Origin of the sequence: uncultured Gimesia sp., assembly GCF_937910335.1 — a bacterium.
Lineage (GTDB): Bacteria > Planctomycetota > Planctomycetia > Planctomycetales > Planctomycetaceae > Gimesia.
This window is the reverse complement of record NZ_CALEMX010000290.1, coordinates 1-18,852: the sequence shown is the minus strand read 5'-3', so window position 1 is coordinate 18,852 and position 18,852 is coordinate 1. Positions and strand designations below refer to the sequence as shown.

The 18,852-nt window shown below is 46.8% G+C and carries 18 protein-coding genes; 7 read left to right on the top strand and 11 right to left on the bottom strand.

Annotation, left to right across the window (positions count from 1 at the left end; all coding sequences use genetic code 11):
• The coding region (locus Q0668_RS11800) for a hypothetical protein (RefSeq protein ID WP_298864658.1) at nucleotides 1-181 on the top strand (181 nt) is incomplete at its 5' end.
• Nucleotides 178-657 carry a transcription elongation factor GreA gene (greA, locus tag Q0668_RS11795; protein WP_366918893.1) on the top strand — a complete coding sequence of 160 codons (480 nt, stop codon included), beginning with the start codon at nucleotides 178-180 and terminating at the stop codon, nucleotides 655-657. The genes Q0668_RS11800 and greA, both read left to right, overlap by 4 nt.
• A gap of 136 nt (nucleotides 658-793) precedes the next feature.
• Here the strand turns inward: greA and Q0668_RS11790 are convergent, their stop codons facing one another.
• From Q0668_RS11790 to Q0668_RS11780, 3 genes are all read right to left on the bottom strand, one after another.
• A complete protein-coding gene (locus Q0668_RS11790; RefSeq protein WP_298864650.1) occupies nucleotides 794-1,135 on the bottom strand; it encodes a hypothetical protein in 342 nt (113 codons plus the stop codon).
• Between the two features lie 584 nt (nucleotides 1,136-1,719).
• Nucleotides 1,720-2,046, bottom strand: a complete 327-nt coding sequence (locus Q0668_RS11785; protein WP_298864647.1) for a hypothetical protein — start codon at nucleotides 2,044-2,046, stop codon at nucleotides 1,720-1,722.
• Nucleotides 2,047-2,554: 508 nt separating this feature from the next.
• Nucleotides 2,555-4,588 (bottom strand): sigma 54-interacting transcriptional regulator, encoded by a 2,034-nt coding sequence (locus Q0668_RS11780; protein WP_298864644.1) that lies wholly within the window; start codon nucleotides 4,586-4,588, stop codon nucleotides 2,555-2,557.
• 229 nt (nucleotides 4,589-4,817) lie between these two features.
• Here Q0668_RS11780 and Q0668_RS11775 point away from each other — a divergent pair, with 229 nt between their 5' ends.
• Nucleotides 4,818-6,083: a PQQ-like beta-propeller repeat protein gene (locus tag Q0668_RS11775; protein WP_298864641.1), complete on the top strand. Its 1,266-nt coding sequence runs from the start codon at nucleotides 4,818-4,820 to the stop codon at nucleotides 6,081-6,083.
• Nucleotides 6,084-6,297: 214 nt separating this feature from the next.
• Nucleotides 6,298-6,747, top strand: a complete 450-nt coding sequence (locus Q0668_RS11770; RefSeq protein ID WP_298864638.1) for a hypothetical protein — start codon at nucleotides 6,298-6,300, stop codon at nucleotides 6,745-6,747.
• A gap of 123 nt (nucleotides 6,748-6,870) precedes the next feature.
• Here the strand turns inward: Q0668_RS11770 and Q0668_RS11765 are convergent, their stop codons facing one another.
• Nucleotides 6,871-7,293, bottom strand: a complete 423-nt coding sequence (locus Q0668_RS11765; RefSeq protein WP_298864635.1) for a hypothetical protein — start codon at nucleotides 7,291-7,293, stop codon at nucleotides 6,871-6,873.
• Nucleotides 7,294-7,735: 442 nt separating this feature from the next.
• Between Q0668_RS11765 and cls the strand changes: the two genes are divergently transcribed.
• Nucleotides 7,736-9,208 (top strand): cardiolipin synthase, encoded by a 1,473-nt coding sequence (gene cls / locus Q0668_RS11760; protein WP_298864632.1) that lies wholly within the window; start codon nucleotides 7,736-7,738, stop codon nucleotides 9,206-9,208.
• A gap of 120 nt (nucleotides 9,209-9,328) precedes the next feature.
• On the opposite strand, the gene rplT is transcribed toward cls, so the two are convergent.
• The 7 genes from rplT to Q0668_RS11725 all read right to left on the bottom strand — a co-directional run bounded on the left by rplT (nucleotide 9,329) and on the right by Q0668_RS11725 (nucleotide 16,421).
• Nucleotides 9,329-9,685 (bottom strand): 50S ribosomal protein L20, encoded by a 357-nt coding sequence (gene rplT, locus Q0668_RS11755; RefSeq protein WP_298864627.1) that lies wholly within the window; start codon nucleotides 9,683-9,685, stop codon nucleotides 9,329-9,331.
• An 82-nt stretch (nucleotides 9,686-9,767) separates the two neighbouring features.
• On the bottom strand, nucleotides 9,768-9,968 hold the full coding sequence (rpmI, locus tag Q0668_RS11750; protein ID WP_298864624.1) for a 50S ribosomal protein L35: 201 nt from the start codon (nucleotides 9,966-9,968) through the stop codon (nucleotides 9,768-9,770).
• 410 nt (nucleotides 9,969-10,378) lie between these two features.
• Nucleotides 10,379-11,443: a flagellar motor switch protein FliM gene (gene fliM, locus Q0668_RS11745; RefSeq protein ID WP_298864621.1), complete on the bottom strand. Its 1,065-nt coding sequence runs from the start codon at nucleotides 11,441-11,443 to the stop codon at nucleotides 10,379-10,381.
• An 87-nt stretch (nucleotides 11,444-11,530) separates the two neighbouring features.
• Entirely contained in the window at nucleotides 11,531-12,805 is a 1,275-nt protein-coding gene (locus Q0668_RS11740) for a glutamate-5-semialdehyde dehydrogenase (protein WP_298864618.1), read from the bottom strand.
• Between the two features lie 259 nt (nucleotides 12,806-13,064).
• Complete coding sequence (locus tag Q0668_RS11735) at nucleotides 13,065-13,589, bottom strand: cyclic nucleotide-binding domain-containing protein (RefSeq protein WP_298864615.1); 525 nt, start codon at nucleotides 13,587-13,589, stop codon at nucleotides 13,065-13,067.
• Between the two features lie 111 nt (nucleotides 13,590-13,700).
• Nucleotides 13,701-14,930, bottom strand: coding sequence for a Glu/Leu/Phe/Val dehydrogenase dimerization domain-containing protein (locus Q0668_RS11730; protein ID WP_298864612.1), 1,230 nt, complete (start codon nucleotides 14,928-14,930; stop codon nucleotides 13,701-13,703).
• 270 nt (nucleotides 14,931-15,200) lie between these two features.
• A complete protein-coding gene (locus tag Q0668_RS11725; protein WP_298864609.1) occupies nucleotides 15,201-16,421 on the bottom strand; it encodes a hypothetical protein in 1,221 nt (406 codons plus the stop codon).
• A 286-nt stretch (nucleotides 16,422-16,707) separates the two neighbouring features.
• Here Q0668_RS11725 and Q0668_RS11720 point away from each other — a divergent pair, with 286 nt between their 5' ends.
• Complete coding sequence (locus tag Q0668_RS11720; protein ID WP_298864606.1) at nucleotides 16,708-17,913, top strand: M20/M25/M40 family metallo-hydrolase; 1,206 nt, start codon at nucleotides 16,708-16,710, stop codon at nucleotides 17,911-17,913.
• 39 nt (nucleotides 17,914-17,952) lie between these two features.
• Nucleotides 17,953-18,849, top strand: coding sequence for a polyprenyl synthetase family protein (locus tag Q0668_RS11715; RefSeq protein WP_298864604.1), 897 nt, complete (start codon nucleotides 17,953-17,955; stop codon nucleotides 18,847-18,849).
• Nucleotides 18,850-18,852: the final 3 nt, after the last annotated feature.

Here is an 18,852-nt window from a genome sequence, read left to right as displayed (position 1 = left end):
GCCGTTCTACAGAGCGCAAAAGATCAGCAATGGGTCGAAATTGCATAGCATTAAAGCAGCGAAACCTGTTATAATGCTCGTGCAATTAGCCTCTGTAAAAACGGGCGACAATTCAAGTCGCCCGTTTTTGCTATATATGGAATTACAAAAGTTGATGAGAAATAATCGGGAGTCAAAATAATGGACCGTCATCCAATATCACAAGAAGGATACGATAAGCTGCGAGAAGAAATTCGTTTTCTCGAAAACGAAAAAATGCCTGAAATCGTACAGGGTATTGCAGACGCTCGGGCTGAAGGTGACCTGAAAGAAAACACCGAATATCATGCCCAGCGCGAAGCCCAGGGGATGACAAATGCGAAAATCAGTCAGTTGAAAACCAAACTGGCGAATTGCTACATCGCTGACAAATCTACCATGCCCAAAGGAGTCATTACCTTCGGCTCTGTGGTCACCGTGAATAATCTGGATGATGGTCTGGAAGAAAAATATGAATTCGTCGGCCCCGGAGAAGAAGATTATCTGACCGAGGTCATGAAGATTCTGACCAGCAGTCCACTGGCATTGGGGTTGCTCAACAAAAAAGTAGGTGACAAGGTTGAAGTGGAAGTTCCTTCGGGAACACTCCGCTTTGAAATCGTCCAGATTGATGACTGACTCAGACCTTGAAAAAACAATAGCGGCGTGAAATTTCTCACGCCGCTATTTTTATTTCTCAAGAGAGAAGATTTTCCTCAGACCACTGGACACCAGGTAGACTGACCATCAGAAGTCCCTGACCTGGCCGGCTGACTTATTTGGCACGGACTAATACCCGATTCATGAGTGGTGTTGATGGAGCCAGGGTTAGTACGCTTTGAGTGACCAATTGCTTCAGGTAATAACTGCCACTGACACCATATACGGTAATTCCAGAATGATCGCATTGCACTTGGAGATTCTGTATCTGCTGGTGAGTTCCAGAGAGAATTTCACTTTCCACCCTGGATGCTGCCGGACAGGATGTCAATTCGCGGGCAAACCGCTGTGGAATTTCCATTTCGAGCGGGTCATGACCATTCTCGAAGTCACTCTCCAAAGCACTTGTTTCTTCTGCAATCGAATTGAGAGGTTTTTGTAAAATCTGCAAAGACATTGCAACTATCTAACTTAAAAAAGAGTATCGGGATGGTTTCGAACTACTTTCCCGACAATTGCGAATCACATGCCCAAAAACAGACAGTTCAAAAAAAAAGACCGCATTCAGAACACAACCACAGAGAGAAGAAATATCTATCTAACAGTACATTCAATACTTAGATAAATTATTTTGACCCAAATCGAAATCGTCTGCAAAGATCTGAGACCACATCGATTCAATTTCGAGTTGCGTTGTTTATTTGCAATCCGCTCAAATAATGTGCTGAAGAAAGCGATATTTTCAGAGTCTGTGACCCTGATTGCAATCCAGGAAGCACATGCTGTGCGATTCAGCCATCAACTGAGTTCCAGACTTTGATCCAAACCGAACATCGGCCCACACTCGCAGCATTGTCTGAGAACTCGATCCTGTAACGATCTCAGCCATTGCAATAATCGGCAAAGCGAATAGCCAAGAAGAAAACGGTCGCCAGAGAATATCTCAGCGCAACAAAAGGGCCTTCAAATAGAAATCTGAAGACCCTTTGATATCAATAGAGAGGTTCGGTGCGTATAAAACGCACTACGAACTCGATGGTTTTAAGCAAGAAGTCCTTGCAGCAGGTTCTCACCCGGACCGTGATCATAACAATCACTATTATTCCAGAGAGGTAAACCTGCGGCGTAACGGGCTGCCAGCATCAGAACTTTCTGCTCTGAACCAGGCTTTGCCTGAGTCGCGTCATCGGGATTGATTCCCATTTCGCGGTACTCTTCTTCGCCAAATAAAGCATCAAAGTTTGCATCATAACCTTCATCCGAGAATTCCTGGTATGTACCAGCCTCAAAGCCGACCAATGTCTGATCAACTTCAAGTTCGATTGTAAGATTATTAACGTCACTCGTACCCGTCAAAAATGCCGACATTCTCTTCTTTTCTCCAACAGCAATACAAAATCCAAGCCTTCCACTCACAACATATGAATGGACAAACCTTCTACGTGGAACAAAACAACAAATCAGTAATCTCAACCAAACCGAGAAAATCAATCGCTCGTAGCGTACGCATCCATTGCGTTATTTGGGAGATTCAAAGCAACACCCTCCAAGGGTGTGGGACGTTTTTTCAGGTGGGAAACTCTTCTAAAATTTAGTGGTTAAAAAACATCCCTGGTACTAGGGCCACAGCTTAAAGCTGCGAGCAGGAACACCTTCTAGGTATCCCCTGTTTCTAGGACAATTCTTGAGTTTTTGTGGTAAAATGTCAACAAGATTTTTGACATTTTTGCAAACTACTTCGAAATCAAAGACTTGAACAGGTCTTAAACCCCTGAGTTTCTAGTTCAAGAGATCAATCCAAGAAAGATTCCCAAGTTCTGAGAAAGATCATAGCGTTTTGATGACTCAAAACTTCTTCCAACAAGCCAACCGGACCTCAAGGACGGTGGATCCCATAGCGTTTTAACTTACGATCCAGCGTAGATCGTTCGATTCCCAGTATTTGAGCAGATCGGGATTTGTTCCAGTTCGTTTTGTTCAAAACAGCCATGATATGCTCCTGTTCCACAACATCCAGTGGAACCTCCCGATACCCCGTAACTGCAGGGGGCAACACACATTGGGGATCGCTTTCCATACCAACTGCAGAGAGCTGTATGTCGGGAGCATCAATAAAATCATCTGTACATAAAATAAAGGCCCGTTCGATCGTATTCTGAAGCTCACGCACATTTCCCGGCCAATGATAGGACTCCAGTAGATCTTTGGCTTCATCAGTAAAGCCACGAATGGGACGCCCTGTCTTGATCACAAATCGATTCAGGAAATAGTTAGCCAGTACCGGGATGTCATCAGAACGGACACGTAAGGGATCCACACTGATCTCGACGACATGCAGCCGGAAATAGAGATCCTGGCGAAAGACTCCTTGAGAAACGGCCTTTTCCATATCACGATTCGTGGCAGCCACAACACGGACATTGACCTTGATCGAAGTGCTGCCGCCCACTCGTTCAAACGCGTGCCCCTCCAGGACACGTAAAAACTTTGCCTGAATCCCTAAAGACATCTCACCCACTTCATCCAGAAACAGAGTTCCCTGATCTGCCTGCTCAAATTTTCCCGGTTTCTGACTCGTCGCTCCCGTAAAGGCCCCCTTTTCGTGTCCAAACAATTCGCTTTCCAGAAGCCCTTCACTCAAGGCAGCGCAGTTCATACATACAAAAGGATGTTTCTTATGCTGGCTGTTAAAATGAATCGCGCGAGCAACCAACTCTTTCCCAACCCCACTCTCTCCTCGAATCAGCACGCTGGCGTCAGTAGGGGCAATACGAAGAATCTGCTGCTTCATCGCAACCAAACTGGAACTGTTACCGACCAGCTCGCTTTCCAGTTCCAGTTGCTCACGCAGGGCCTTATTTTCCCCTTCCATCCGTGCCAGACCATCAGAGAGTTTCTTTTTCTCACTCAAATTTTGAAATGAGATTGCTAATTGATCTGCCAGAGCCAGCGTGAATTCCAGATCATCTGAATCCAGCGGATTATCAGGATTGGTTGAATAGAGGTGAATTAACCCGGTAACTCCCTGCTTATTGCGTAGCGGAGCACAGATTACACTTTGCGCATGAATCTTACCCAGACTGTCTCGGGTAGAAAGTTTACTGTCATCGGCTATATTGTGCGCCAGAATCGCATCTCCCTCTTGAAACACCATCTCGGAGAGAAATAAGGACGGTTTCTGATAGGGGAGTTCGTCTACCGACTGAAAAGCAATGACTTTCAGATTCTCTGGTTTCCGGGGTTCTTGTTGAACAGAGTCAAAGTACAAAATCGCTCCAATATCTGCACTCGTCCCTTCAAACAACCCCTTTAAAACAATCTCTGAAAGCTCTTGTTCTGATTGGGTATTCCCCATATCCAAAGCGAGGCGATAGAGACGCCCTAACTCTCGGCTGGTCCGGTCCCGATCAAGAGATGAGGAGGGAAGCGGTGTATGAAACCGGGTATGACTTTTACGCTGAATAATTTCCGGAACGTTAAACTCTTCCCAACTGGACTGACTCCCCACTCCGATCGTGGCACTTTCCATTTCTCCGCTAGAACCGTCTGAAGTAGGCCGAGACGCAAATCGCGAGACATCAAAAGTGAAAATCCCCTCACTGTCTCCGATTTCAATCACATCCCCTTCCTGCAAGTCATGATCTTGAGTGATGGACTGACCTTGGACCATCGTGCCGTTTCGGCTTCCAAGATCGCGAATGACCCAAGAGGAATCACTGTAGAAGATCTCACAATGATTGCGGCTGCAAACTTCATCATCCAGCACAATCCGATTCGTGGGCGCACGACCTACCGTAGTCACCTGACGGTCCACCAGACGATAGACTTTACCCCGCTCATCTAACCCCTGAACAATCAGGTATGCCACATTCGATGAGCCGTTTGTATTTTGTTTTTCAGAGTTTTGCATAGATAATAACGCAGGAAATGGGGCATTGTTGAAAATCAATGAGCATGATTGCCTGTAAAAAGGTCGAGTAGGACGCCCCTCACTCCATAAAACCGAAATCAAGACCCTCTATTTACTTACGATAGCTCCACTAATTATTATATTCAATTAACTTGCACCAGAACATAAAATTCGTCAAGCTAATCTAGTGAATTCCGAATAACATCCCGCCTGTTTTAGAGAATCCCCCATGAATCGATTACTTTTCACTCGCCTTTTGACTCCCACACTCAGAACGATTCTGGGTATCTGCCTCACATTTTCCGCTCTGACTTCCTTAAAAGCCGAAAATTGGCCTCGATTTCGAGGGATTGATGGCTCAGGGATCTCCAGTGAAACAGGATTTCCACTCAAATGGACAGACGCTGACTACGCCTGGGTAAAAGAACTGCCCGGTCTGGGACACTCTTCTCCTTCAGTCTGGGGAGATAATCTGTTTGTCACTTCCGCCATTGGAGAAGGGGAAACACGCTATCTCTTCTGCTTAGATCCTAAAACCGGGAAAGAAAAATGGCGACGTGAAACAAAATTGAAAAAAAGCCATAAACACAGAAAAGGAAGCTGGGCCTCCAGTTCCCCAGTTACAGATGGGGAACATGTTTATGTTGCGTTTGCAGATGAAGAATCATACTTGCTGATCGCTTATAACCTGAAGGGCAAGAAAATCTGGGAAGAAGACCTGGGTGGCTTCACCAGCCAGCATGGCCATGGCAGTTCACCAATCATTTACAAAAACCTCGTCATCGCCACCAAAGACCAAAAGGGACCCAGCTCAGTCACTGCTTTCAACAAGCTCACTGGAAAGACCATCTGGCAAGCAGAACGAGCAGAACGCAGAACATCATACGCGACCCCGATTATCATTAATCACCCGAATACCAATCCACAGTTAATTTGCGTCAGTGGCGCGACCGGCGTAAGCAGTCTCGATCCCGAAACCGGCAAGGTCAATTGGACCACGGGAGCATTTCCAAGTAGAACCGTTTCTTCTCCCGTCTATGGAGAAGGATTGATCTTTGCGAAATGCGGTGGGGGAGGCAGAGGAAAACTCTTGTACGGCATCGATCCTACCGGTTCAGGCAATGTGAAAGAAACGCACATCAAATACACACGCTCGTCGAAATTGCCTTACGTTCCCACTCCCATCGTGTTTGAAGGACATCTCTATCTTTGGGGAGACAACGGCGTCGTAAGTTGCGTTGAATTGGCCACCCAGAAAAATGTCTGGACAGAACGCGTCGATGGTGGCTATAGCAGTTCACCTGTATGCATCAATGGAATCATCTACTGTATCAGTGAAAATGGTGAAGTCGCCATGATTGATGCGTCACCTAAATTTAAGTTTCATGGAAAAATTAAACTGAATGATCCCAGTCATGCAACAGTCGTCGTTGCGAACGGCCAAATGTTCCTCAGAACATTTAAAAAGCTGTATTGCCTGAATGCCGGAAAATGAGTTTTTTGAGAAAGATTGTGATCAACCTGGGAGAAATGTGATTTCAAATCGTCAAAACCTCTGGTATATTGATAAGAACCTCGTTGCAGGAGACTCAAGAATTTTCTTCGGCCCGAATAGGCGGCTGTAAAGATCTGACTCTGAACGAAAACTCGGGCCACCATGATTTCATCAGTTATCAGAAAGTGATTGTAAAATTAGATAAGGAATGATTATGCCCGCCTGGCCCGGTGGTCCTTGCCCGAATTGCAACGAGGTTATGCCCCCCAATCTGGTTCATTGCCAAACCTGCCGAGAACTACTCAATGTAGATCTGGAGCATGACACCGTCGAAATACCAGCGTTTCACCCTCTCAAAGAGCTTTCGGTCTGCTGTGATGCCTTCCCAACAGGTTATTATTTCCAATGCCCGCAATGCAGTAAAGAACTGCGCGTTCACAAAAAATATCTCGGCAAGCAAGTCCGTTGCAAGTTCTGTGAAACTCCTTTTCACCTTCGAATCGACTCCAGTAAAACCAGCCCGCAATGTTTTTACACGAATTGTCCCCATTGCTGTGAAGAACTACGCGTAGCAAACAAATATCTGGGAACAACAGCTTCCTGCAAATTCTGTCAGGGACATCTTCAATTATTGGAGAAACCAGCCGATCCCTTAGACCGCTGAAACTTCTGGCGAAAAAAGAAGCTCCCCTGTCACAGAACACTGAGTTGATTCGCATACAAGCAGCGCCATTTCAGATCGCATTCAGACCGGGTTACTTTGCTTGAGTCCCAGGCCAGTTCTCACCTATTGCTTACCGTTCTCTCCACTCGCGGAATTCGTTTCACTCTTCCAGGAGACATCGGCTTGGGCAGGACGCGTTTTATAAAGCGCTCCCGCTTCGTTGAATAGCAAGGCAACATTCAAGTGCCAGCGTTTTCCATTCTCGCGTTCCCATAAATCACAGTAATAAATGGAAGGACTAGAAGCGAATTCACCTGAAATTCCGGCTGCCTCTAATTTTTGAATTGCCTCCGCTTTTGGGGTTCCCAGCGGTACTATCTTAAGGAGTTCCTTTGACTGTTCCTCAAATACCATAGGGGCAGGCACAACTTGTCCCAGACCTGTGCACGACACCAGTATTAATGCATTCAACATGACTGGAACTGCCATCCTCAGTCTGTGGAAATGATGACCGGTTACAGACATCGATTCAACTTTTTTAAACATTTGCTCCCCGCCTCCTTGATTGGGAAACACAACAAAGAATCCCCAAAAAAGCATGTTTCGATTTCTCAGACGTAATGTATCAGAATGGTCTTGAACTGCGTACTGCAATTTCATCCCACAGGGACAGTGTTCATCAGATCCCTAAAATTCTGGTCGCCTCGCCATCTTTACCAGATGCATCATTCACAGCCAGACAATCAAAGCCAGGCGGTCAGTTGCGCCTCATGAGAATTACTTACTTCCACACAAAAAAAGAGAATCACGCCTATTCTTACATCAGTGAGGCGCAAATCTGAGACCAGACTATATACTTGATTCAAAGCCAGTAAAGTACCCCTGCTTAAATGAGATATGATGATTCTGGTGCCCTTCGAAATGGTTCAAATTACTACCGGATTCGACTTTCCAGATCAGGAACGACCTTTCAACAGCGAGTGAGTTAATGCTTCATTATTTCCAGCATTTGGATCTTTCCAACATCCTGTTAATCGCACATCCGCTAATCGTCATTGCGGTATCAGTTCGCGTCATCATGAAACGACCAGCCACCGGTGTCGCGCTCGCCTGGCTGGTACTGATTTTAGCAGTGCCTCTTGCCGGTGTTCTATTCTATTTCCTGATTGGTGAACGTCGAATTGGAAGCAGTCGTATCCGTGCCATCGAAAAACTGCGAACGGATTACAAAAAACTGTCGGAAATCGCCATTCAAATGGGAGTGGCCGACGTTGACTGGTCACGCCATAGTGAGGCCGTGCAGGGCATGAATCAGCTCGGACAGACCATGATGGGCAGTTCCACTGTTTGCGGATGTAGCCTGGAACTGTTTTCCGAAACGCAAGAAATACTAAAACAAATCGCCCGGGATGTTGACTCGGCGAAAACGAGTATACTGATGGAGTTTTATATCTGGAATGAAGGAGGACTGGCCGATGAAGTGCTACAGGCCCTCATTCGAGCTGCCAGTCGAGGTGTTTCCTGTCGCATATTAATCGATGCACTGGGAGCCCGTCCCTGGTGGAAAAGTCAGCAACCTGCTCAGCTTCGTGAGGCGGGCATCGAACTCCAACCCGCTTTACCCGTCGGCCTCTTCCGCACGTTTGTCGGTCGAACCGATTTGCGTGTCCATCGCAAGATCATCGTTGTCGATAGCGAAGTGGCATGGACAGGCAGCATGAACCTTGTGGATCCACGATATTTCAAACAGGGCGCAGGAGTTGGTGAGTGGGTTGACGCCATGGTCCGCCTCAAAGGCACGGTCGTAATCTCACTTGCTGCCACGATGATCGGTGACTGGATTCTCGAAACGGGTGAGCCAATCGAGAAAATTGTGGAAAACACAGGTCTACACCTGACAGCATCCAACGGCGCTGCTGATATTCAGGTGATTCCCTCTGGTCCAGGCGAAAGTGGTGACGGACTTCTTCAAATGTTACTCGCACTGATCAACGCCGCACAGCATGAGCTGGTCCTCACCACGCCTTACCTCGTACCCGATGAATCATTGCTCAGAGCATTACTAGGCGCTGCAGGACGTGGAGTCAGCGTGCGGTTGATCGTTCCAGAGAAGGTGGACTCTTTTCTGACGCGTTATGCAAGTCGGTCCTATTTCGATGACTTACTCAACGCAGGAGTGGAAATCTACCTCTACCGTGGAGGATTGCTGCATACAAAATCAGTCATGGCAGATGGCGCCGCTTCAATGTTTGGTACCGTGAATCTCGATATGCGAAGCCTATGGCTGAACTACGAAGTCTCACTCTTCGTCTACGAGGCACAGTTCGCGAAAGAACTGAGATCGTTACAGCAAACCTATATCGATGATGCCGACCGACTGAACGCTGCAGAATGGAAAAACCGCTCATTTAAAGAGCGTTTTTTGGAAAACACACTTCGTCTCGTAAGCCCTCTGCTGTAGATGCAACCAGACGGGCTTGATAAAACAGACAGAATCACGCGCAGCGAGCGCTGCTTGTCGACTCACCACTTTGCTTCGCTTTATTAGACTTCAGCCCCTTTGAAGAGGGACAAGTCCATTTCAGGCCACTAGTGCAGCCTGAGCGGCACTCAGAATTTCATCAAAAATCTGAGGCTCAGAAATCGCAAGTTCGCTGATTGTCTTCCGATTCAGCTTGATCCCCGCCTTCGTCAAGCCATTGATGAATTGTGAATAGTTCGTGCCACGTTCACGGCAAGCCGCGGTGATTCGTGTAATCCACAGAGCTCGGAATTCGCGTTTACGGACACGACGGTCACGGTAGGCGTACACTCTTGAGCGAATGAGCGTCTCTTTGACGGTTCGCAATAAATTACCGCGACCACCAAAATTACCGCGTGCTTCTTTAAACAGTCTCTTCTTAGCTCTAAGTCGAGCTGAACCTTTGCGAACTCGCATGACTACTTTCCAACTGAGAAGTTAAAACTCTGATTCTATCAGGATCGATTCCCCGTAATCTGGCATCACGGGACCCGCTATCTTATGAACTGGGACGAAGTGCGTTCACGATTAATTTTGCTTCAGCACCAGTCACAACTCCGTCACCACGAAGTCGGATCTTACGATTGGGGTTTTTCTTGCTGAGAATGTGACCGCGGAATGCTTTCCTGTGTTTGGCTTTACCAGAAGCAGTAATCTTAAACCGCTTCTTGATTCCTTTGTGTGTCTTTTGCTTAGGCATTATTTTTCAATCTTCGTAAACGATTCAGAGACAATCTTCGCCTCTCTGAAAACTGAGCTTCAGATCGTAAACATTGGGTTGGGTTACTGTTACAATACTCTCTTCGCTCAACCGGACAATTGATCGATCACCATAAAAGAGACTCGATTCCATTGAGCAGGTCATGCTAAACATGAAATTGAAAGTTAATCGAGCAGTATACTCAGCCAGACTCTCTGATTTCTACCGAAACGAGGCTAAAACCAGATTACTTCAGAGAAAAAAAGTCTAAACCTCTCATAATCCAGATCTTGATTCACAGACGAAAGACGGCTTCCACTCTTTTTAACAGGCAGACAGACAATCCGCATCGTACTGATGCATTCCTGAGACCATCCAGCAAGAACAAACGACCACTAATAAATCCCTTTTTATGAAGAGCCAACCCCTTGAGCTGACTCTGTCGTCCGGATTTTTTCTTCAACAATATCTTTGGGCATCGCTAACATCGATTCAATACTAATCGCTTTATGGCCTTTATAAACACCGGGAAATGCAGTGAATACCGGTGAACCTTCTAATTCGACGGTTAGCGACTGAGCACTCCCCTTGTTGCACATGATCACATCACCAACTGCTAAATTGAGAACTTCTCCTGCAGTCAGCTTGCTATTGTCCAAATCCACTTTCATGTTAATTTTTGATTGTGTCACGCTGGCTTCCAGATTTAACTGCTGACGCAGGTCGGGCGTCTTTTTCTTATAAGCAGACCAGCTATCTGATGTCAGCTTACTCGAAATCGGCTCGATCGTATTAAACGGTATACACAAGTTGATTATTCCGCGTGTTTCTCCCATCGTGACTTCAAAGGAAATTAACACAATCACTTCGTTGGGTGGGACAATCTGAACCAGCTGGGGATTGCTCTCAACTTGTGAAACGCTCAGCTTCCAATCACAGAGGTTACTCCAGGCAGACTCGATGCCTTCAATTGCCAGTCCGGTAATCCGTGAGACAAGACGAATTTCTATTTCAGTGAGCGCCCGATTGGGATAGGCTCCCTGAGAATTCCCATCTCCACCCAGCAGCCGATCAATAATCGGAAAAATGATAGAGGGACTGATATCCAGAATAATATGCCCATCCAGGGTTTCAGATTCGAGCAAATTGAAACAGGTGGGATTTTCGAGACTGAAAACAAATTCGCTGTATGTCAGCTGGTCAACACTAATCAACTTCACTTCTATGATCGATCTCAGCATCCCACTCAGAGCGGCACCGAATTCCCGACTGAAACTTTCATGCAGCGCACGAAACGCCCGCATCTGCTCTTTGCTGACACGTTCCGGTCGTTTGAAATCATAGATACTGATCTGAGCATTGAAGTCCGTAGTGCGAGACGAGGGACGACTCGCCCCGCCGCCGCCACTGCTGGCACTCGGATCCAGAGCCGATAATAGCGACTCGACTTCATTCTGACTGAGTACGTCTGCCATCCCTGGCCTCCCTTGAGAACGCTCTCCCTGAATTCAAACCCGGGAAAAATTTCGATTCGCCCCCGAATGATGAATTATGTGATGTTTTTATTCTCTGATCTGCCCTGCTCCGTGGGCAACATATTTATAACTTGTCAATTCCACTAAACCGCACGGGCCACGCGCATGAAACTTATCGGTACTAATCCCGATTTCAGCGCCAAGTCCAAATTCGCCACCATCATTGAATCGCGTACTGGCGTTAACAATCACCGCAGCTGAATCGACCTCGGTCGTAAATTTCTCAGTTGCCGCCAATTCTGTTGCTACAATGGATTCCGTATGCCCGGAACCATATTTGTGAATATGACTGATGGCCTCATCAATATCGTTCACGATTTTAACGGACATCACTTTGGCACCATATTCTGTACCATAATCTTCCTCAGTCGCAGCTTTCGTACCGCTGACCAGTTCCATTGATTTGGGACAACACCTGAGTTCAACACCCTGCTCGATCAATGCGCCTGCGACCCGCGGAAAAATCGATCCCGCAATGTCCGCGTGAACCAGCAGACTTTCAGCCGCATTGCAGACTCCCGGACGCTGGCATTTGCTGTTAACGGTAATCGCTTCCGAAGCATCGGGGTCGGCTGACTTATCGAGATACACATGACAGATCCCGTCAAAGTGCTTGATCACGGGCATGGTTGCATCGCGGGCAACTCGTTCTATCAGTCCCTTACCGCCGCGGGGAATGGTCACATCGATATATTCATTCAATTTAAGAAATTGTCCGACCGCTTCCCGGTCGGTTGTCTCTACAAGTTGCACTGCCTGTTCAGGTAACCCTACATCTTTGAGCCCTTGTTGTAACAATCCATACAAGGCCATATTACTGTGAAATGCTTCTTTTCCACCCCTGAGGATAACCGCATTCCCGCTTTTAACACATAAAGCAGCAGCGTCGATCGTCACATTGGGACGTGATTCATAGATAAAGAAGACCACCCCCAACGGAACACGTACTTGCGTCACCAGCAATCCATTGGGGCGCATATTGCTTCCAATGATTTCACCAATGGGATTAGGTAGCGCAGTAATTTCTTCCAGTGCCGTCACAATTCCCTGTAATCTTGCTTTGGTTAATCGGAGTCGATCAATTGAAGCTTCCGTCAAACCAAATTCGGGAGCCTGCCTGATATCCTGCTCATTGGCTTCCAGTAACTCCGGTGCCCGCGATTGAATCAGTTCGACCATCCGCCGCAACCAGTCGTTTTTCTGATTCCCATTCGCGGAAACCAGTTTCCGGGAGGCCGCGCGCGCCTGCTGAGCCACCAACTGTGTGTAATGTGACAAGTCGAGTTCAGTTTTCGTACTCATAAAAATCTACGGAAGATTTTCCCGTTCTCTCCAGACTGGTTTTGTAAAAAATCGTTACTTTATACTAACAGACACACTGGTCACTGGAAAAGTGCGCCCCAGAAAATGAAGTCACAATACTGAATTCAGCTAATTCAACTTGCTGGAGTATCAAATATCATCGAAAATCTGTCAACGCGGGATCCCCTGGCCAAGAAGTAGTCGCTCTACTGAAATACCCTCACCTATCGTGTTTTCAGGGCAGACGGACACTGATTACCTAAAATTGCCAGTCTGAATAGAGCTTGGACCGGAATTCATGCCATTCTGCATTCTTTGACCGGGAGCCACAGCTTTCAACCATTTCCGCTGTCCATTTATCCATCAACCGCAGGCGATCTGACATGATGCGAACCGTATTAAATACAACCTTTTGAGCTCCTTTGGCGCCATCTTTCAGCATCTGATCGAACTCACGTCCGGGTATTCGAATCGTATTCACGTCACTCAAAGCCACTACGCTTGCCGAGTGAGGTGCCGGATTAAAAAATGACATCTCACCAAAGATGGAAAACGGACCCAGTTGAGCCAGTGATTGTTCGGTTCCGTTGGAAAGCTTTTTTCGCACTTCACAGGAACCGCTTTGAATAACCCAGAGATAACGCGTCGAATTTCCCTCATCCAGAATTCGTGTGCCGTCCGGAAACTCTTCCCACTCAGAATAAGAAAGCAGCTCTTCCATTTCAGTTTTAGTAACAGAGTGAAACAGCACGCAATCATTAATCAGTTGCTCTGTTGATAACATTTTCTACCTCTTTAAACTCTCGGTATGAAATTTGATTTGCTTTGATTTGATTTGCATGGAACCGGCAAAGATACCTCTTATTCCATATGGAAAAACAGACCTGGAATTCGTCTAGATCCCGCCCAGAACGGTGGCGCGACCAACGCGGCCGATCCCCAGGATATAGGCGGCAATGCGTAACGAGACTTTTTTATCCGTTGCGATTTTCCAAACCAATTCAAAGCTGTCATTCATAATACGATCTAACTCGGAGCGAACACGGGTTTTTTCCCAACTAAAATGCTGCCGATTCTGAACCCATTCAAAATAACTGACGGTTACTCCGCCCGCATTGGCGAGAATATCTGGCACAACAACAACGCCATTTTTCTCAAAGATTTCATCGGCTTCGAATTCGGTCGGATTGTTCGCTGCTTCGACAATACATTTTGCCCTGACTTCACGGGCAATCTCACCAGTCAGTACTCCTCCCAGAGCGGCGGGAATCAATACCGTTACATTCGATGTCAGCAATTCTTCGTTGGAAATGGCTTCCGTTTCAGGAAAACCTTTCACTGCTCCCGTATCCCGCGTGTATTCGATCAATTTCGGAATATTAATTCCATTGGCGTTATAAATTCCTCCGCTGGCATCAGAGACCGCAACAACCTTTGCCCCGAATTCATCCAAAAAGTGTGCCGTATAACTTCCCACATTCCCAAACCCCTGAATGGCAACGGTCACTCCGGTCACATCGATTTTCAAGCGATCCAGAGTATCACGTGTCACCGTAGCAACGCCGCGACCAGTCGCTTCTTCACGACCATCAATCCCATGTAATTCCAAAGGCTTTCCCGTAACACAGGCTGGATTAAAACCTCGGTATTTTTCATACTGATTCATAATCCAGGCCATCACTTGCGCATTTGTTCCCATGTCAGGAGCAGGAATATCTTTCAAAGGCCCAATAACATCATAAACTTTGTCGACAAATTTACGGGTTACACGTTCCAGTTCCCCCTGCGAAAGCTGAGCGACATTGACCGAAATTCCTCCTTTGGCACCACCATAAGGAATATTCACTAACGCTGTTTTCCAAGTCATCAGCGAAGCCAATGCCAGAACTTCATCTGCGTCGACTTCGGGGTGAAAACGAAGCCCCCCCTTCATTGGTCCACGGGAACTGTCATGCTGAATTCGATACCCGATATACGTGGCGATCTCTCCGTTATCACGCTCAATCGCGACTTCAACCTTCACTTCCCTTTCCGGTGTTCGTAACAATTCCTGCATGTTGTGCGATAAACCAACCTGACGCGAAGCCTGATCAAAATAACGACAAGCTGTTTCATACGAACCCATAAAATTCTTTCCTCTATTTCAACGTAATTTTGGTATGCCACCGAAAATTAAGGCAACTTTATCATATAGATAAAGATAGGTCCTCTTTCGAGAAAACCTCTTTGAAAGGCAGAAAATCTGCCTGTTCTCCCCTGAAACAAGGGCTTTCCCTCAAAAGATTGCTTCGTATATGAACAGTTTCTTACAAAAAGCCGGGCTCTTACTTTAGCACTCCCTACTCTTAAATCGTCTTATCATTCATCAACATCACATTCTATTCTCCACTGCTGCTCAACTCCCGGGAACCAGAGCCTGTCGTGGCGCCGGTTGTTCTGTGTTCGATGGATCCGAATCTGACCAGATCCCGGGAACATCCTTCAAGATAAACAATGCCAGTTCCCGCGCATACAACGCGTGTCCTTCTCGCGAAAATTGGGGCACATGATTCAGAAAATATCGGTCAGGATTTTGAATGTTTTGAAAGGTCGACGATGTATCACAGTATGACAGATTCAACTGCTTTGCATAGGTGTCTAACAAATCAAAAGGAAAGCGACTGGTATATTTGACTCCCTCGCGCACTCCCAGAGAACCCCTGACCCCTTCCTGATTCAGCGCGTTTTCAGAAACCTGCCAGGGCTTGGGATAAGTTGCCAGAATGAATCGGGAGTAGGTTCCCTGTGCAATCTGCTGGATGTTCTGAATGGGCTCCAAAGTCTGTCTGACATACACAGACCAGTCAGGAGGATGATCTTCCAGCCACAAGTATTTTCCCTGCGGAGTATCAATATCTCGATCCAGACCAGCAGGTTGATTTTCCACCCAGGAATCACCCAGCCACCTCAATGTATAGCGATAGATCAGAAAATGATTTTCCAGGCGTTCGGGTGCATTCATCTGATCGAACAAAGGATGCATCGAACACAGAGGAACTCCAGAATCACTGAGTTGAGTGTATCGTCTCAGTGCATGATCGTCGGCGACGTCAGACATATCAAAATGAAGCAGAATCAAATCAGGTTGTAGCCCCAGCAAAGAGTGTCTCAAGTCCAGATAAGACATCAGGGGACTCGCATCAGGAACCCCGGCATTTACCACTTCCACTTTTAACTGAGTCTGTTTTTGAAGCAGATTCTCCAAACGAACACAAAACGTATCGGGGTCTTCCATCTCCGGCGCAAGAACGTTTTCGCCTCCCAGACAAAGAATTCGAAAGACACCAGCGGGTTTGGGAATGGTATATTCCTTTCCTCTCAACCCCATACTATTGATCGTAAATTGAACAGGCTCTCCGGTATCCGGCTGTTTCCGAGAGACTTTCTGGAAGGGACGAATTCGATGATAGGAAACGTCCGAAGGAATCAGAAAACCGCCAGCATCATAATTACTGACGGAAACCTGCTCCCGATATTCCGAAATGCGCAACGCGACCTCGCACCCTATTGCAAACAGCATGAGAGTAAAAATTGCCAGCGTTAAATGCTTAACCCAGCGCAAGCGAGAACGAATCATCTTCAATTATCAGAATACCATTGTTAAGATTCAAACAGGGTTACCTGGCCCCATTTAAGGATTTCAGCAACAAAACAGGCAGGATTCTAAGTTTGATCTAGATTTACAGCAATATGAGTCTGCCGCACCCACAATATGAGTCTGCCGCACCCAAAGGAGGAAGACGGGAATCATCGCGGCAATCCCATTGAAAAAACTCGTTCAAAAGCATAAGTTGCAATAACAAGAACGAAACACTTCAATCGATACAAGCAAATGCCCTCTCTCTTTTTATCAAAGCCCCCTAATGAACAAACATACCAGAGATTCTACCATTAAAGTCAATCACAAACAGGCATTACAACTCGTCACGCGGCTGATGGCCATACCTGGTAAAAGTGGTGAAGAAGGAAAAATCGCAGCCGCTATTGTGGCAGAACTCCGGAAAGCAGGTCTGCCTGAGAAATGCATCACCTTCGATACCGCTCATAAGAAAAGCCCCATTGGTGGTGAGTCTGGAAATATGATTGTGAAACTTCCAGGAACAATACGTGGCCCCCGTCGTATGTTGATGGCTCATATGGACACTGTCCCGCTTTGTGTCGGAGCAGAACCGATCAAAAAAGGAAAGCTGATTCATTCCAAAAGTAATCAGACCGCGCTGGGAGCAGACGACCGGGCAGGCTGTAGCGTGATCCTCAATGCCTTACTCACAATTCTCGAACAGGATATCCCTCATCCGCCATTAACTTTCTGTTGGATGGTTCAGGAAGAAATCGGCTTGGTAGGTGTAAAACATCTGGCAACCGGAAAACTGGGAAAACCCAAAATGTGCTTCAACTGGGATGGAAAACTGGCTGATATGGTTTGTATTGGAGCCACCGGTGATTCAGGAATGTTGATTCAAATAGAGGGAATTGCCAGCCATGCGGGAGCACATCCCGAACATGGAGTCAGCGCCGCGGTCATCGCAGCCAATGCCATTGAAGACCTCTCACGAAATGGTTGGCACGGCCTGGTGATCAAAGGCAAAAATTCCGGGTCCAGTAACATTGGAGTCATCTCAGGGGGAGCGGCCACAAATGTGGTGATGCCCGAATTGTCAATCAAGGCAGAAGCCCGCAGCCATAATCCCCGCTTTCGACAAAAAATTCTTGATGAATTTAAAAAAGCCTTCCAGAAGTCTGCAAAGTCCCTGAAAAACAGTTCCGGAAAGCGAGGCAGCATTTCGTTTGAATCCTATTTGAAATATGATTCCTTTCGGCTTTCAGAACAGGAACCTGCAGTTCAAACAGCAAAACACGCCATCCAAAAAACGGGTATCCAACCAGAGCTCAATATCGCCAATGGGGGCCTGGACGCGAACTGGATGGTCGCGCATGGATTCCCCACAGTCACCCTGGGATGCGGCCAGCAGGATATCCATACCACAAAAGAAACATTGATGATTGAGGAATATCTCAAAGCCTGCCAGATCGGACTGCTTCTGGCTTCTGCAACAGAAACTGATTGAAATACCACTTCAGCTACTTTAAACAAAGAACTTTATTGAATGAGCGATCAACGGCCAACCTTCAAGGAAATGTGGAGCACGCTACAGAGTCTGGTAAATCAACATTTATCAGACTCACTCGATCATTCAACGGATTGCCCACCAATTCTCAAAGAGGCAATGTCTTACAGTCTTTCCGCTGGTGGAAAACGGCTGCGGCCCATTCTGGTTCTGCTTAGTTGTGAAGCCTGTGGTGGAAACAGGGAAGACGCGCTACCGGCAGCCAGTGCCATTGAAATTGTGCACACATACTCCCTAATCCATGACGATCTTCCAGCAATGGATGATGATGACCTCCGCAGAGGAAAACCTACCAGTCATATCAAATTTGGTGAAGCAAATGCCATCCTGGCCGGAGATGCCTTATTAACGCGGGCCTTTGAAATCATGGCAAGACAAATTGAAGTAAAGTCTTGTGCTGCTGAATGTTGTGTTGACCTGGCCAATGCAGCAGGCGCTGTGGGAATGGTCGGCGGACAAGTCGCAGACCTGGAGTCGGAGCATCAGAATCAACCCACTTTGGAAACGCTGGAAGCGATTCACCGTAGAAAAACAGGACGGCTGATTTGCAGTGCTCTGACAATGGGAGCCAGAATTGGTGGTGCAGATGCAGTAACCCTGGAAAAACTGGAAACATACGGCACTTGCATAGGATTGGCATTTCAAATTACGGATGATCTACTTGATTTAACCGGTGATGAAGAAAAAATGGGAAAAGGCGTGCGAAAAGACGCCGAACACGGTAAATTAACCTACCCCTCCCTGATTGGTGTTGATGAGAGTCAAAAGCGTGCTCAAAATTTGATTCAAGAAGCGTGTCTCTCGATCTCCTCACTTGGGAGCCATGGCCAACGATTGGAAGAACTGGCCCATTTTATATTGGAACGAGACCACTGATGA